Annotated in this window: 13 protein-coding genes; 11 read left to right on the top strand and 2 right to left on the bottom strand. The window is 58.6% G+C overall.

Features of this window, described 5'->3' with window-relative positions; translation table 11 throughout:
* Positions 1-130 precede the first annotated feature (130 nt).
* The gene (locus ACHUE7_RS14835; protein ID WP_394170678.1) at positions 131-1996 is read left to right on the top strand and encodes a DUF294 nucleotidyltransferase-like domain-containing protein; all 1866 of its coding nucleotides are present in this window, start codon (positions 131-133) and stop codon (positions 1994-1996) included.
* A complete protein-coding gene (locus ACHUE7_RS14830) occupies positions 1989-2612 on the top strand; it encodes a 3'-5' exonuclease (protein WP_394170677.1) in 624 nt (207 codons plus the stop codon). The genes ACHUE7_RS14835 and ACHUE7_RS14830 overlap by 8 nt, the downstream gene beginning before the upstream one ends.
* Here the strand turns inward: ACHUE7_RS14830 and ACHUE7_RS14825 are convergent.
* Positions 2609-3433: an ion transporter gene (locus ACHUE7_RS14825; protein ID WP_394170676.1), complete on the bottom strand. Its 825-nt coding sequence runs from the start codon at positions 3431-3433 to the stop codon at positions 2609-2611. The two genes, ACHUE7_RS14830 and ACHUE7_RS14825, sit on opposite strands and share 4 nt — an antisense overlap.
* 151 nt (positions 3434-3584) lie before the next feature.
* Between ACHUE7_RS14825 and ACHUE7_RS14820 the strand changes: the two genes are divergently transcribed.
* The 9 genes from ACHUE7_RS14820 to ACHUE7_RS14780 all read left to right on the top strand — a co-directional run bounded on the left by ACHUE7_RS14820 (position 3585) and on the right by ACHUE7_RS14780 (position 12362).
* Positions 3585-3896, top strand: coding sequence for a putative signal transducing protein (locus tag ACHUE7_RS14820; protein ID WP_394170675.1), 312 nt, complete (start codon positions 3585-3587; stop codon positions 3894-3896).
* 36 nt (positions 3897-3932) lie between these two features.
* The gene (locus ACHUE7_RS14815; protein WP_394170674.1) at positions 3933-4730 is read left to right on the top strand and encodes an acyl-CoA thioesterase; all 798 of its coding nucleotides are present in this window, start codon (positions 3933-3935) and stop codon (positions 4728-4730) included.
* 118 nt (positions 4731-4848) lie between these two features.
* On the top strand, positions 4849-5703 hold the full coding sequence (locus ACHUE7_RS14810) for an NAD-dependent protein deacetylase (RefSeq protein WP_394170673.1): 855 nt from the start codon (positions 4849-4851) through the stop codon (positions 5701-5703).
* A 404-nt stretch (positions 5704-6107) separates the two neighbouring features.
* Positions 6108-6776: a hypothetical protein gene (locus tag ACHUE7_RS14805; protein WP_394170672.1), complete on the top strand. Its 669-nt coding sequence runs from the start codon at positions 6108-6110 to the stop codon at positions 6774-6776.
* A 238-nt stretch (positions 6777-7014) separates the two neighbouring features.
* Positions 7015-7860, top strand: coding sequence for an AAA family ATPase (locus tag ACHUE7_RS14800; RefSeq protein ID WP_394170671.1), 846 nt, complete (start codon positions 7015-7017; stop codon positions 7858-7860).
* 6 nt (positions 7861-7866) lie between these two features.
* The gene (locus ACHUE7_RS14795) at positions 7867-9048 is read left to right on the top strand and encodes a vWA domain-containing protein (RefSeq protein WP_394170670.1); all 1182 of its coding nucleotides are present in this window, start codon (positions 7867-7869) and stop codon (positions 9046-9048) included.
* Positions 9049-9116: 68 nt separating this feature from the next.
* Positions 9117-9902, top strand: a complete 786-nt coding sequence (locus ACHUE7_RS14790; protein WP_394170669.1) for a substrate-binding periplasmic protein — start codon at positions 9117-9119, stop codon at positions 9900-9902.
* Positions 9903-10011: 109 nt separating this feature from the next.
* Positions 10012-11076, top strand: coding sequence for a phospholipase A (locus tag ACHUE7_RS14785; protein WP_394170668.1), 1065 nt, complete (start codon positions 10012-10014; stop codon positions 11074-11076).
* A 161-nt stretch (positions 11077-11237) separates the two neighbouring features.
* Complete coding sequence (locus ACHUE7_RS14780; RefSeq protein ID WP_394170667.1) at positions 11238-12362, top strand: ABC transporter ATP-binding protein; 1125 nt, start codon at positions 11238-11240, stop codon at positions 12360-12362.
* 319 nt (positions 12363-12681) lie between these two features.
* Here ACHUE7_RS14780 and ACHUE7_RS14775 read toward each other — a convergent pair whose 3' ends face one another.
* On the bottom strand, positions 12682-14388 hold the full coding sequence (locus tag ACHUE7_RS14775; RefSeq protein ID WP_394170666.1) for an ABC transporter permease: 1707 nt from the start codon (positions 14386-14388) through the stop codon (positions 12682-12684).
* Positions 14389-14452 lie beyond the last annotated feature (64 nt).

Here is a 14452-nt window from a genome sequence, read left to right as displayed (position 1 = left end):
TACGCAGCTTAAGGGCCCATTGTTACGAGCGGATGGCATCACTGCCGGGTCGCCGCCGAAGACCGGGAAAAACCGTCGCAGCCATGGTAGATTGCAGGAGCACACGAGCCGCCCAGGCAGAGGATGAACGATGAACAGCGATGATTTGCACGACGTAGTGGAATTCCTGGCCCGGACTCTGCCGTTTTCGGCACTCTCGGCCGAAGAGCGTTCAGAAGTCGCCCGACGGCTGAGCATCGACTACGTACCCCGGGCACAGCAATCAGCGCTCACCCTGACCGGATTTCTGTACCTGATTCGTACCGGCGCCTTCGAACTGCGCACCCAGCACGATGAACTGATCGACCGGTTGGGCGAACACGAGATTTTCGGCGTCAACACTCTGCTCGAAGGCAACACCGGCGGCATTCGGGTGTTCGCCATTGAAGATGCCCTGGTGTTCAAACTGTCGAGTGACGATTTCACCGCCCTGTGCGAACGCTACCAGCCAATGCGCCAGTTCTTTCAGCAGATCAGCGAGCAGCGCCACCGCCAGAACCGGATGCTGCTCGACCGCGATGTGCAGCCCCGCTTCGAGCAGCCCCTGAACCAGTCGGTACGGCAATTTGCGCACCTGGGGCCGGTGATCGGCCAGAGCGACATCAGCATCAAAGCCGCCGCCGGCATTATGCGCGAGCACCGGGTTTCGTCTCTGTTGCTGATGAACGGCGACACCCTGGCCGGCATCGTCACCGACCGGGATTTGCGCAACCGCGCCGTGGCCGAAGGCATGGACCTGACCCTGCCGGTGTCGGGCATCGCCACTGACGAACCCTCGACCATCGATGTCGACGCTCCCCTGTTCGATGCCCAGAAACTGATGACCCAGCAGCAAATCCATCACCTGCCGGTCATGGAAAAAGGCAAGCCGGTCGGCATGATCTCCGCCACCGACCTGGTTCGTGCCCAGCAGGTGTCGCCGCTGTACCTGATCAACGACATTCAGCGTCAGTCATCGCTCGACGCCCTGGCCGAATTGCGCCACCGCATTCCGCGGCTGATACACAACTGGGTGCAGGTAGACACCAGCCCCTACGAGATGGGCCACATACTGGCGGCCATCGGCGATGCCTTCGTACAGCAATGCCTGCGCCTGGCCAAGCTGGAAGTGGGCGAGGCACCGATGCGGTTTGCCTGGCTGGCGTTCGGTTCCCAGGCCCGCATGGACCAGACTTTCGCCTCCGATCAGGACAACGCTCTGATTCTGGCGCGTGAACCGACACCGGAAGAGGCCGATTATTTTGCGGCCCTGTCTGACTGGGTCTGTGTCGCGCTCGACCGCTGCGGCTACGTGCTGTGCCCGGGCGACATCATGGCGCGCAACCCCAAATGGCGGCGCAGCGTCGCCGGCTGGCAAGCCGCCTTCGATGACTGGATCGACCAGCCCACCCCCGAGGCCCTGCTCAACAGCAGCATCTTCTTCGACGTACGTGTTATCGATGGCGATGCCAGCCTGCTCGATCCGATACAGGCGCATCTGGCGAAGCGTACCCCTAAGGCCGACATCTTCCTTGCCATGCTTACCCAAACCGCCGTGCGCAGCCGCCCGCCGCTGGGTTTTTTCCGCCAGTTCGTATTGAAAAGCAGCGGTGAACAGGAAGACGCATTGGACCTGAAACACCGCGGCGTCGCGCTGGTGAACGACCTGGCCCGGGTCTACGCCCTGGCTTCGGGTGTGACTGTGGCCAACACCCAAGAGCGGCTGCTGGCGGTAAAAGCCGCCGGAACGATCGACAGCGAGCTGGCCGAAAGCCTGATCGAAGCCTGGTCCCTGATCGCGCACCTGCGCATTGAAGGGCAGAGCAATGCCCTGGCCAATGGCGAAGAACCCACCAGCTTTGTTGACCCGGATACCCTCAGTTCACTGACCCGGGCACACCTTAAAGACGCCTTCGCCACCATCAAACGCGCCCAGTCGCTGGCCCTGCAACGCTTTGCGCGAGGTCAGCTTGGTTAACTGGATCAAACACTTTTTCCGCTCGGGCGACGCCTGGGAATCTCGACGTTATTGGGTACTGGATCTGGAATTATCCGGGCTAGACCCCGTCGACAGTCACATCCTGAGCGCGGGCTGGGTGTGCATTGAGGATGGTGTCGTTCAGCTGGACCAGGCAGGCTATTGCCTGTTCAGGAAAAGCGCCCTGATGGGTGACGACGTCAGCGATAGCGCCCACGTGCATCACATCACCGACCAGCAACGCGAACAGGGCGTAGACCTGCGGCTCTGGCTGAAACAGCAACTGGCGCAGCACCAACACGACATATGGGTGATGCACCACTCGCCACTCGACCTGCGTTTTCTGAAAATGCACAGTCAGCGTCTTGGCGTGCATTGGCCAAAAGCGGAAACGCTCGACACCATGCTCTACGAAAAACGCCGCGTCCCACCAGACCGGCTGGGCACCCATGCTACCCTGAACCTGAATGCCTGCCGCCACCGTTACAGCTTGCCGCACTACCGCTCACACCATGCGTTCAGCGATGCACTGGCAACGGCGGAATTGTTTCTTGCACAGGTGAAATCACGCCGTGATACTCACCTGACGGACCGGAAATTGAAACGGTTGTTTTAGGGTTTCGATTGCCCTTCCAGTAATTGCTCCATTCGCTTCATCTGTGCCTGCATCTGGTTCATTTGCTCGGCCAGATCGTGACGTTCCTGGTGGGCCTGTTCCTGTGAGCTGGCATTTTGCTCGGCCGTCATGACATCGAGAATGGCACCGACCATCATGTTTAAAAACACAAAAGCTGTCAGGAAAATAAAGGTCAGGTAGTAAATCCAGCTGAGCGGATGAACAGCCATGGTTTCGTACATGACGTCGGTCCAGTCTTCGAAGGTCGCGATGCGAAACAGCGTCAGCATGGCAATGGAGACATCGCCCCAGAGGTATTCATTGATGTTGGCAAAAAACAGCGAACCGATGGCGCCGTAGATGTAGAAAATAATAAACATCAGCAGCGCGATGTAACCCATGCGTGGAATCGCCTTCAGCAGCGCATTGATCAGCGACCGCAATTCCGGCACCACCGAGACCAGACGCAACACCCGGAACACCCGCAACAACCGGCCAATCAGGACCGCATCAGCATTGTCGAGCGGGATCAGACTGCCGACCACCACCAGCGTATCAAACAAGTTCCAGCCATCGCGCAAGAAGCGTTTCTTGTTTTCACAGACCGCAAATCGAAACAGAATCTCAGCCAGAAAAAAATAGGTGATGGCGTAATCCATCACCGACAGCGCGCGGCTAAGCAGTGGTGGCACATCGTAGGTTTTGGCGCCGATGGTAATGGCCGACAAAATGATGATGCTGATGACCACAATTTGAAACAGACGGCTCGACTCGACGCGTTTCAACTGTACCGCCAGTGATTGGGAAGACACACCAGACATAATGCAGGGACTCCATGATTCTCAAGAGGTCGATTATACGGGGGCATGGCGGTGCATCCTATCGTCTTGCTCAATCTCTATGAAAAGATCGCGTCTGCATTGCACCGCTCCCCCGCCTTCCCTAAGCTGAGGGTTACTGACAGGAGGCTCCATGAAGCTGGTGTTTACCCACCCCAACCACTTTGCCGTCATCCATATACGCCATTTACTGGAATCCCATGGGATCGACTGCCAGGTGCGCAATGAATTCGCCGTTGGCGCCATGGGCGAGCTGGCACCGATCGATGTCTGGCCTGAGCTCTGGGTGGCGGAAGACGATGACGAAGCACGCGCCCGCGAGTTGATCGACCAGTCAACGGCTCAGGCTGATGAGGCCGACTGGTTCTGCGGCCAGTGCGGCGAACGCAATGCCGGCAGCTTCGAGCTGTGCTGGGCCTGTGGGGCCGAGCCGCCGCAACGATGATAACCGGCCGGTTTGGCCACATGAGGAATCACGACCATGACCATAGATGAACTCCTGGAACGGGCCTGCCAGTGCGGCACTGACCAGACAATGACGGTGCCCGACAGCTGGGGCCAGGGCCGCACCGTCTTCGGAGGCTTGTCGGCCGGGTTGGCGTATCAGGTAATGCGGGCATCGGTACCTGCAGACCGGGTCTTGCGCTCTATGAGCATCAGCTTTGTCGGCCCGGTAGCGACAGACTCACCCTTCGGGTTTCAGGTCGAGGTGCTGCGCGAGGGCAAAAACGTTACTCAGGTAGAAGCCCGGGTGGTGCAGGACGGGCAAGTGGGCGTGGCCATTCTGGCCAGCTTTGGCCAGGCGCGCACCTCCGTCACCGGCGTCGAGAATACCGAGACACCGCCTTTTACTTTGCCGGAGAAACCGGTCTTTCTGCCCTTTATACCCAAGGTAACGCCCCAGTTTTTCCAGCACATCGACGTTAACCTGATCGATGGCAACATCGCCTTTAGTGGTTCCGATACGTCACACCACGGTGGGTTTATGCGGTTCAGGGAAGCCCCGGCCGTGCTCACCGATGCGCATCTGATCACCCTGATCGACGCCTGGCCGCCCACACTGTTGCAGCAACTGAAGGCACCTGCGCCCGCCAGTACCCTGGCCTGGAATCTGGAATTCCTGCACCCCCATGCCGAGGTACCGGCCGATGCCTGGTTCGGGTATCGCGCCATCACCCGCCAGGCCGGTGAAGGTTACGGCCACACTGAGGCCAATATCTGGAATGCGCATGGCGACCTGATCGCGATTAGCCGACAAACCATTACGGTGTTTGCGTGAACGAAAACCGGTTTAGTGTCGTATGCTAAAGGGGCATCTTCCGAATCTTCGCTAACCAACCGCCAATGGAGACAGCTACATAATGAGGGCCGCCGAGTCAGGGTTTCGCAGCATCGCCATGCCACCATCCAGCCGTGACCCCCGGGTTTTGGCTGTCGGGGAGGCGGCAGAGCGGCTTGCGGACTTCATTGACCGGCACCCCCGGCTGTTCATTCTTACTGGCGCGGGCATCAGCACGGCCTCGGGCATTCCGGATTATCGCGACGATAAAGGCGGTTGGAAGCGCCGGCCCCCGGTTCAACACCAGGAGTTCATGACCCGCCACCCGGTGCGCCAGCGCTACTGGGGTCGCAGCCTGATCGGCTGGCCGGTGATGCAAACCGCGGCTCCGAACGCCGCCCATCAGGCGCTGGTGTCACTGGAGCAAGCCGGGCAGGTGTCGGCGCTGGTCACCCAGAACGTCGACCGGCTGCACCAGAAAGCCGGCAGCCAACAGGTGGTCGACCTGCATGGCCGGGCCGACGAAGTGGTATGCATGAGCTGTCACTCCCGTTGCCCGCGCGATGAAGTCCACGATCGCTCACGCCTCGCCAACCCCGCCTTCAACGGCTACAGCGCCGAAACCGCCCCCGATGGCGATGCCGACCTCGAACTGGATTTCAGTCAGTTCGAGGTCATCGATTGCCCAAAGTGCGGTGGCATTTTAAAGCCAGATGTCGTCTTCTTCGGCGACAATGTCCCCAAGACCCGGGTAGAACACGCCATGGCGGCGATGGAAGCCAGCGATGCCGTGCTGGTCATCGGCTCCTCCCTAATGGTCTTCTCAGGCTATCGCTTCTGCCGCCACGCCCACCAGTCCAACATTCCCATGGCAACCCTCAACCTCGGAGCCACCCGGGCAGACGCCCTGATGGACCTGACCCTGAACGCCCCCATCGGCGATACGCTGGCCAGTTGGGCGCTGTCCAGGTGATTCGCCCGCCGCCGGCCTGGGTGGTTGACTCAGGAAAGTTGAATTCTATTCGGTGGCAGAATTCGTGACCGGCACCGGGTAGGGGCTCACGGGGTCGGCGTAAATCCATCCCTGGAGCCTAGACCGCAGCATCCCTGCTGCGGACTACCCCGTGAGACCCTACCCGGCACCGATCACTGACTGAGTTGGTCAAACATTAATTTTCCGGAAGCCAATTAAACTTATCGACACCTTTACGTTGGATCACCGTGCGTTTTATATGCGGCAAACTCTCTCCGGTATTCTGACCGGAATCTGCTTTTCGTTAACAGAAAACATGAGAAAAACGCCTTGTAGCGCGGGTTCCAGCTAACTGGAATAGCCCTTGCAATGGATCGCTCAAGATTCCAGACAGGATGCAAACGATGGCCATCTCACCTCTAACCCCAGTGTCGCCAACCGGGGTGAACCAGAACGCCAGCGGGCAGGACACAGCGGTTAGCGCCACCACGCTGCCTGCCCAAACTGCTCAGGCAGAATCAGCCACGGCAACGAGTGATGACAGCGCCACTTTCAGCTCCCGGGCAGAGCGCCTTGCGGCGTTAAATGAAGAGTTCACCATTACTGGCCCTAGCTTCGAAGTCAGCGCTGCTTTTATCAGTCGTTTGCAAGAACTCGAATTTATCGACAGCAGTGAAGCAGAGCGTTTACTGGGTCAGTCACAGGCTGCGAACAACACTGATCAACCGGCCATTAAAGATGCCGGACCACAGGCGATCATCGACCTGCAACAGGACCTCGAAGCCCTGGCCAGTACAGTGCCCGAAGACGGTAATCTGGCACTGTTACTCAACGAAACCTCTGCAGCCCTGACCGAACTTAAGGCGTCTTCCCCGCTGTCCAATGCTCCTCAATACAAGGCCCTGCAGCAACGCCTTGAGCAGGCGCTGGCCAACGATTCAGACGCAGCCGCTCTCAGCGACGCTGACCGCTATCGCATGACCCAGGCCATGGATGTCATGCTCATCGCCAGCCGCCTGGCTCCCGGGTCTGAAACCAACGCGGGTATTCGCAGTTACCTGGCCAACACTTAAGAGCAATATCCTCGGGGATTCTTAGCGGTAACAGACAAAGTATAAAATCGACTTACCCGATGCACGTGCGGCCGACTGCCTCCCAGCCCAGTGCAACGATGGTTAGGAGCTACCAGTCAACAATCCACAGGCAGCCCATCCAATTAGCAACCATTAAGACGTGCTGGCATGACAACCGTTTATTCTGTGCCCGGCTCGGCCTACACTCGGTGCAAATCCGCTTTGTACAGGTTTTCGAATGTCGATGTTTTCCGGTTCCGATCGTTATATTGCCACGGGTGAGTTACAGCGCGCGGTGAATGCCGCCATCACCTTGCAGCGGCCTTTGCTGGTAAAAGGGGAGCCAGGCACCGGTAAGACTCTGCTGGCCGAAGAGATTGCCGCCGCGCTGGGGATGCCGTTGGTTCAGTGGCACATCAAATCGACTACAAGGGCGCAACAGGGGTTGTATGAATATGACGCGGTGTCGCGCTTGCGCGACAGCCAGCTCGGCGATGACCGGGTGCATGATATCCGGCACTACATTCGCCCTGGCAAACTCTGGGAGGCTTTTACCGCCGAACAACGGGTGGTGTTGCTGATTGATGAAATCGACAAGGCCGATATAGAGTTTCCCAATGACCTGCTGGTCGAGCTCGATCGCATGGCGTTTCACGTCTATGAAACGGGCGAAACCATCGAAGCGGTGCAGCGGCCGGTGGTGATCATTACCTCCAACAATGAAAAAGAACTGCCCGATGCGTTCCTGCGCCGATGCTTTTTTCATTACATTCAGTTCCCGGATGCCGAGACCTTGCAGGCCATTGTTGATGTGCACTTCCCGGATCTTGAATCCCGACTGGTGCGCGACGCCTTGCAGGTTTTCTTTCAGGTTCGGGAAGTGCCCGGTCTCAAGAAGCGGCCGTCAACGTCTGAGCTGATCGACTGGTTAAAGCTTCTGGTCAGCGACCGGCTGGCCGCCGATGCGCTGCAAGACGGCGACATTCGTCAGGCATTGCCGCCGCTCTACGGTGCCTTGCTGAAAAACGAACAGGACGTGCACTTGCTCGAACGGCTGGCCTTCATGAGCCGGCGCGAGCGCTGAATTGTCATGCTGATTCGCTTCTTTACCACAGTCCGCCAGCATGGGGTCAGTGCCACGCCCAAAGAACTGCTGACGCTACTGGAGGCTCTCGATGCCGGTCTGGGGTCGGCCGACGCGGATGCATTCTACGAGCTGGCACGGTTGTGCCTGGTCAAGGATGAAACCCAGTTCGATCGATTCGACCGGGCGTTCGCCGACTTCTACGACGGCCTTGAAGCACTGCCGAACCCGCTGGAAGTGGACGTCCCCGAAGACTGGCTGCGCCAGCAATTGATGCGCGATCTGAGTGACGAGGAAAAAGCCGCACTGGAGGCCATGGGCAGCCTCGATGAATTGCTGGCCACGCTGGAAGAGCGGCTCAAAGAGCAGGAAGGACGGCACGAAGGTGGCAACCGGTGGATCGGTACTGGCGGTACCAGTCCGTTCGGGCATGGTGGGTACAACCCTCAGGGCGTTCGCATTGGCGGCCCTGGCAAACACCGCCGTGCGGCCAAGGTGTGGCAACAACGCCAGTATCGCAACCTGGACGATCAGGTCGACATTGGCACCCGAAACATCCAAATGGCGCTGCGCAAGTTGCGTCAGTTTGCCCGCACCGGTGCGCGTGAGGAACTGGCTCTCGACGACACCATTCGCTACACCGCCCGTAACGCGGGCATGCTCGACATTCGCACCCGGCCTGAGCGGCATAATGCGGTTAAGGTGCTGTTGTTTCTGGATGTGGGCGGGTCGATGGACGATCACGTCCGGGTCTGTGAAACCCTGTTCTCGGCCTGTCGCAGCGAGTTCAAGCACCTGGAGCACTTCTATTTCCACAATTTCATCTACGATCACGTCTGGCACGACAACCGCCTCGGGCGGCAATCGGTGACGCCGCTGAGCGAGGTGCTGCACAAATACGAGCCGGACTACAAAGTTATTTTTGTGGGCGATGCTGCTATGGCGCCTTATGAAATTGCGGCGGCATACGGCAGTATCGACTTCATGAACGAAGAGCCTGGAGCCGTGTCGTTTGAACGCTTAAGGCGCCATTTCAAACGCAGTATCTGGCTGAACCCGATCGGCCGCGAGTACTGGCGGTACACCCAAAGCATCGAGATGGTGCGCCAACTGATAGAAGGTCGTATGTACCCGCTGACGGTAGAGGGGTTAAGCCAGGGAATCGGAGCACTCAGCGGTAAAGCCTGAAGGTGTCATCTCTGGCTGGCAGGGGTATACTCAATGTAAAGATTTACGGCAACACACCGAGGTTACGGATGATGAAAAAGGTGTGGGTGTATGCCCTGTTCTGGGCGGCGATGGCTCTATGCCAGATGCCCCTGGCCAGTGGCGACACCATTCGGCTGGTCGCCGACCCCTGGTGCCCCTACAACTGCGAGCCGGGAACTGAGCGCGTGGGTTTTATGGTCGAGATTGCCAGACGGGTTTTCCAGGCTGCCGGCCATCAGGTTGAATACCACCAGAGACCCTGGGTGCGGGCTTTGCAGGAAACGCGTGATGGCGAATTTCATGGCGTTATCGGCGCAACCCGGCTGGAAGCGCCAGATTTTATCTTTCCCGACCTGGCCCAGGGACAGATGGCGAATGCCTTCTGGACCCTGGCCGAATCCCCCTGGCAATACCACGAAGCCAGTTCGCTTGAAGGGCAACACCTGGCGGTGATCGCCGGTTACAGTTATGGCGATACCATCGAAAACATGCTGCAGGATGAGCAGCATCGTTCCTACATCACTGAACTGCACGGCGTATCTCCGCTAAGGAATGGGCTTATGATGCTGGAGCGGGGTCGTATTCAGGTGTTGCTTGAAGACGAACACGTCATGCGTTATCAACTGCGCCGGTCCGGACAGTCCGATAAGTTCAAGCGGGCGGGCTATGTGCCGGCAGAGGCTAACGCCGCGCGTGTTTACATTGCCTTTAGCCCCGCCTTTGCAGCTTCACCAGGCTACGCCCGCCTGTTGACCGATGGCATCGCCCGGCTGCGGGCCAGTGGCGAGCTGGCGCAGATTCTGGCCGACTACGGTGTCAGCGACTGGCGTTAACAGGAGTAGTGTTCCTGTTTTTTCTGGTAGGCTGAAGGCTGGTTGTCTGTGTGGGTGGTCACGTATGGTTCCGGTTTTTTCTCATCTGGCCTCAGGTGCCAGGGGGGGAGTGTTACTGCTATTAATGCTCGCGCTCAGCATTCCCAGTGCGTTTGGCGAGATGGTGGGTGTCGATGATTCGGGCATTGGGAATGCGCCAGAATCAGACAGCGAATCAGAAACGCAAGCAGAGCCGCAGTCGATTGTTCTGACACCCTACGAGCGGTGCATGCTGCAGTTGATAGAGAGTGCGTCCAATGTCATCAGCATCGCGTCTTTGCGTAATTACTGCAGTCTTGAAAGCCGGACGGGCAGCGGGGTCAGTGACGATGAGACACCATTGCGACGGCGCATTGCACTTGAACAGTTTTCGTTGAATAACCCCTTTAGCCTGTTGCCGCACCGGCCCAACTATATATTGCCCATTGCCTTTTCCACCGACCCGAATCCCAATACTCAGGGTGAAGACGACCTGCAACCGATTGAAATTGAGTTTCAACTGAGCTTAAAGGTAGTGATTCTGGAGAGCCTGTACCGGGATTACGGGTCGCTGTCGTTCGCCTACACCACCCATTCATTCTGGCAGGCCTATAACTTTGACTTGTCGTCCCCGTTTCGCGAAACCAACCACGAACCTGAGCTTATTTTTGCAATGGGCAGTCGGCTTGAACTGGGTGGCCTGCGTAACATCGGTAACGCCATTTCACTGAATCATCAGTCCAATGGTCTGTCCGGAGAAGACTCCCGCAGCTGGAACCGGGTGATTTTTCAAACCATCTGGGAGCAGGATCGCTGGGCCTTTGCTCTCAGGCCGTGGCTGCGCATTCCGGCCCCCGAGGAGCGTTACCCGGGTGACCCCCTCGCGGATGACAACCCCGATATTCTCGATTACATGGGGCATTTTGACCTGAACATCGTCTATGGCGGCGATACGCACCAGTTTGCCCTGATGGTACGGAACAATTTACAGGCCGATCCCAATCGCGGTGCGGCGGAATTTAGCTGGTCGTTTCCGGTAAACGACCGGGTGAGGGGGCGGCTGCAGTATTTTCATGGCTATGGTGAAAACCTCATCGATTACGACCGTTACAATCAGACCCTGGGCCTCGGCTTTGAACTGAACGGCTGGCTCTAACGGCGCTTGAGCACAGTAAGCCAAAACCGGGCCTCACGCACAGAGCGCCAAAGGGTAAAGCAGGTAAAACACGTGGCATCACTTGCCACATACTGATATTCATTTACACTTGCTAGTGAGAATCTGAATAGATCAGCACTGGGGGTGCGGTGAATTCGTTGTTGAGAATCGACAGTCTGGCATGCCAGTACGGCCCGGTCCCGGTGTTGCAGGATATCGGGCTGCAGGTGAACGAAGGCGATATTTGCTGTTTGCTGGGCCCCAGTGGCTGCGGTAAAACCACCCTGCTGCAAGCCATTGCCGGCTTCACCCCCCTGGTCGCCGGCCAAATCGAGCTCGATGACAACTGCATAGCCCAGCCTGGCGCTGGCATCGCCCCGGAAGCCCGGGGCATCGGCATGGTGTTTCAGGATTATGCCCTGTTCCCGCATTTGACCGTACGCGAAAACATCGGCTTCGGGCTCAAGTCATTTGGCCGGTCTGAACGCGAAACCCGCATCCGAGAAGCGCTGGATCTGGTCAAAATGGATGCCCTGGCCGACCGATACCCCCATGAATTGTCGGGCGGCCAGCAACAACGCGTCGCGCTCGCCCGCGCCCTGGCACCAAAACCGCGCCTGCTGTTAATGGACGAACCCTTCTCGAACCTCGATACCGAGCTGCGTCGTACCCTGTCGCGCGAAGTACGCCACATCCTAAAAACCGCCGGTATCACGGCCATCATGGTCACTCACGACCGCGATGAAGCCTTCGTGGTCAGCGACCGTCTTGGCGTTATGGACCAGGGCCGCCTGCTGCAATGGGGCACGCCAGCCGAGGTCTATCATCAGCCAGCCACACCGCTGGTGGCCAGTTTCGTCGGCGATGGCAACTGGATTGAAGGCCGGGTACTGGACAGCCAAACGCTGGAAACCGAACTGGGCCAGGTTCATCAACCAGGCCACCCCTGGGCCACGGGCTCCAGCCTGGATATTTTTGTACGGCCGCATGAGGTCAACGTCACCGACGCCTTCGACGCCGTTCAGGTAGAAACACTCAGTGGCGAGTTTCTGGGCACCCAGACGCTTTACCGCTTCAAATTGCACAGCGGTCGTGAACTCGAAGCCCAGTTCGGCTCCCAGGCCGTGTTTCAGCCCGGCTCAACCCTGGGGCTGGCACTCACTTCCGCCAACCTGGTGGCCTTTCCCACCAGCAACCACTACGACCCCACTGACTGGCATAGCGCGGTCGCGCCCATGGCTGACCAGCCACGGCCCGCCGCCTTGTTCAGCGGAGTGGCCCGTTAGTTTTCGTAAATGTGGCTTGGATTTAGTGGCAGGATGTCGTGGAGTTTTTCTAGTTTTTTCGCAGAGTGCCAGTAAGTCAATGTCACGAGTGATGGCTGCCGGGTCTGCCTATCCGGGGTAGTCCGCAGCAGGGACTAAAACGCCTGGAGCGTTTTAGCATGAGCGCAGCGAGCCCGGAGGGTGAATCCCATGGATGGGATTCATATCATGCGGTCTAGGCCCCATGGATGGGTTCACGCCGACCCCGGACAGACCTACCCGGTGGCGGGCACGAACTCTTGGCACCGAAGTAAATTCAACAAGGGAAAGCGGTGCTACCCTACCCCTGTTCAGCCACCGGCAAAACAGCCGCCGCCTTACGCCCGCCTTTGATCGACCGACTCAGCATGATGACCGGCAACAAACCCACCAGTACAATCATTAGCGCCCCCATGGCGGCGACTTCGATTTGTTCATCTGAGGCATACTGGTACACATAGGTTGCCAGGGTGTCGAAATTGAAAGGCCGCAGCATCAGGGTGGCCGGTAACTCCTTCATGGTATCGACGAAGACGACCAGGGCACCGGTGAGCAGGCCCGGGCGGATCAGCGGCAGATGAACCCGGCGCAACGTCTCCAGACTGTTCATGCCGAGTGAACGGGCGGCCTTGTCCATCGACGGGGTGACCTTGTCGAGACTCGACTCAACAGCCCCGGCAGCGACGGCCAGAAAGCGCACGCTGTAGGCGAAGATCAGTGCGAACACCGTTCCGCTGAGCAATAAACCGCTGGATACATTGAACCGGGCACGCAAGAACGCATCGATGCTGTTGTCGAACGCTGCCAGCGGGATCAGAACGCCTATCGCCAGGACCGTTCCCGGCATCGCGTAACCCAGCTTCGACAGACTGACAAACAGCCGGACACTCCGGTTGGGGTGCAAGCGCTGGCCATACGCCAGTAGGGTGCCAATAACGACGGTCACCAGCGCAGCAGCACTTGCCAAAAACAGGCTGTTCCAGGAAATCGCAACGAAATCTTCAGTCCAGTAAGCGGAAAAATTGCCCAGAGCGTAGCTGGCCAGCTGAAACGCCGGTACCGCAAACCCGAGCACCAGCGGCAGGGCGCAGGCCAGAGAAGCCAGCCAGGCTTTCAGACCGGTAAGGGTGTAGAGTGCTGAATCCTGATTGGGCTTGCCCTGCCCGAAGTGGCGTTGCCGGGCTCGGCCAATGCGTTCCAGCGTCACCAGAACCACCACAAACACCAGCATCATGCTGGCGATCTGGGCGGCGCCACCGAGGTTGCCCATGTTCAGCCAGGTATCGTAAACGCCAAGGCTCAGGGTTCGAATCGCAAAATAGTCGACCGTGCCGAAATCGTTGAGGGTTTCCATCAGCGTCAGCGCCAGGCCGACAGCTATGGCGGGCCGGGCCAGGGGCAACGACACCCGGTAAAAGCTCTGCCAGGGCGTGCAGCCCAGGGTTCGGCTGGCGGCCAGCACGTTGCTGCCCTGCTCCATAAAGGCTGCACGGGCCATCAGATAAATATAGGGGTAGAGCACCAGTGACATCAGCACAATGGCCCCGCCCAGGCTGCGAATCTCCGGGAACCAGTAGTCCCGGCGGGTCTGCCAGCCAAAGAGATCGCGCAGCGCGCCTTGCAGCGGGCCTGCGAATTCAAGCATATCGGTGTAGATAAAGGCGATAACGTAGGCCGGTACGGCAAAGGGCAGGAGCAGTGCCCATTCAAACACCCGTCGCCCCGGAAAGCGGCACAGGGTAACCAGCCAGGCTGTGGTGACCCCAATGGCAAAACTCAGTAGGCCGACGCCCGCCAGCAACAGCAGCGTGGCTTCAATGTAGCGAAACAGAACCGTGTTGTAGAGGTGACGCCAGATGTTTTCGGTTGGAAACAGGGCCAGGTAAAACACCGACAGGACCGGCAACACCACCAGCCCGGCGATGATGAACACCGTGGCCGGCCAGGCACGCAGATGCCTGAAAAACGGAATGCCCGGTCGGGTGCCCAGTGCTGGCTGGTTGGCCATTAATGCCTCTGTTGCAGATAAAAGGAGTGGTCGGGTAGCGGACAAACAAAAACGGCAGCCGTAG

This window comes from Saccharospirillum alexandrii (assembly GCF_043641555.1).
Classification (GTDB): Bacteria; Pseudomonadota; Gammaproteobacteria; order Pseudomonadales; family Natronospirillaceae; genus Saccharospirillum; species Saccharospirillum alexandrii_A.
This window is presented reverse-complemented; position numbering and strand designations above follow the sequence as displayed.

Bases quoted from the DNA above. Each gene is read 5' to 3' on its own strand.
- ACHUE7_RS14835 (WP_394170678.1), top strand. From the start codon at position 131: ATGAACAGCGATGATTTGCACGACGTAGTGGAATTCCTGGCCCGGACT.
- ACHUE7_RS14825 (WP_394170676.1), bottom strand. From the start codon at position 3,433: ATGTCTGGTGTGTCTTCCCAATCACTGGCGGTACAGTTGAAACGCGTC.
- ACHUE7_RS14820 (WP_394170675.1), top strand. From the start codon at position 3,585: ATGAAGCTGGTGTTTACCCACCCCAACCACTTTGCCGTCATCCATATA.
- ACHUE7_RS14815 (WP_394170674.1), top strand. From the start codon at position 3,933: ATGACCATAGATGAACTCCTGGAACGGGCCTGCCAGTGCGGCACTGAC.
- ACHUE7_RS14810 (WP_394170673.1), top strand. From the start codon at position 4,849: ATGCCACCATCCAGCCGTGACCCCCGGGTTTTGGCTGTCGGGGAGGCG.
- ACHUE7_RS14805 (WP_394170672.1), top strand. From the start codon at position 6,108: ATGGCCATCTCACCTCTAACCCCAGTGTCGCCAACCGGGGTGAACCAG.
- ACHUE7_RS14800 (WP_394170671.1), top strand. From the start codon at position 7,015: ATGTCGATGTTTTCCGGTTCCGATCGTTATATTGCCACGGGTGAGTTA.
- ACHUE7_RS14795 (WP_394170670.1), top strand. From the start codon at position 7,867: ATGCTGATTCGCTTCTTTACCACAGTCCGCCAGCATGGGGTCAGTGCC.
- ACHUE7_RS14790 (WP_394170669.1), top strand. From the start codon at position 9,117: ATGATGAAAAAGGTGTGGGTGTATGCCCTGTTCTGGGCGGCGATGGCT.
- ACHUE7_RS14775 (WP_394170666.1), bottom strand. From the start codon at position 14,388: ATGGCCAACCAGCCAGCACTGGGCACCCGACCGGGCATTCCGTTTTTC.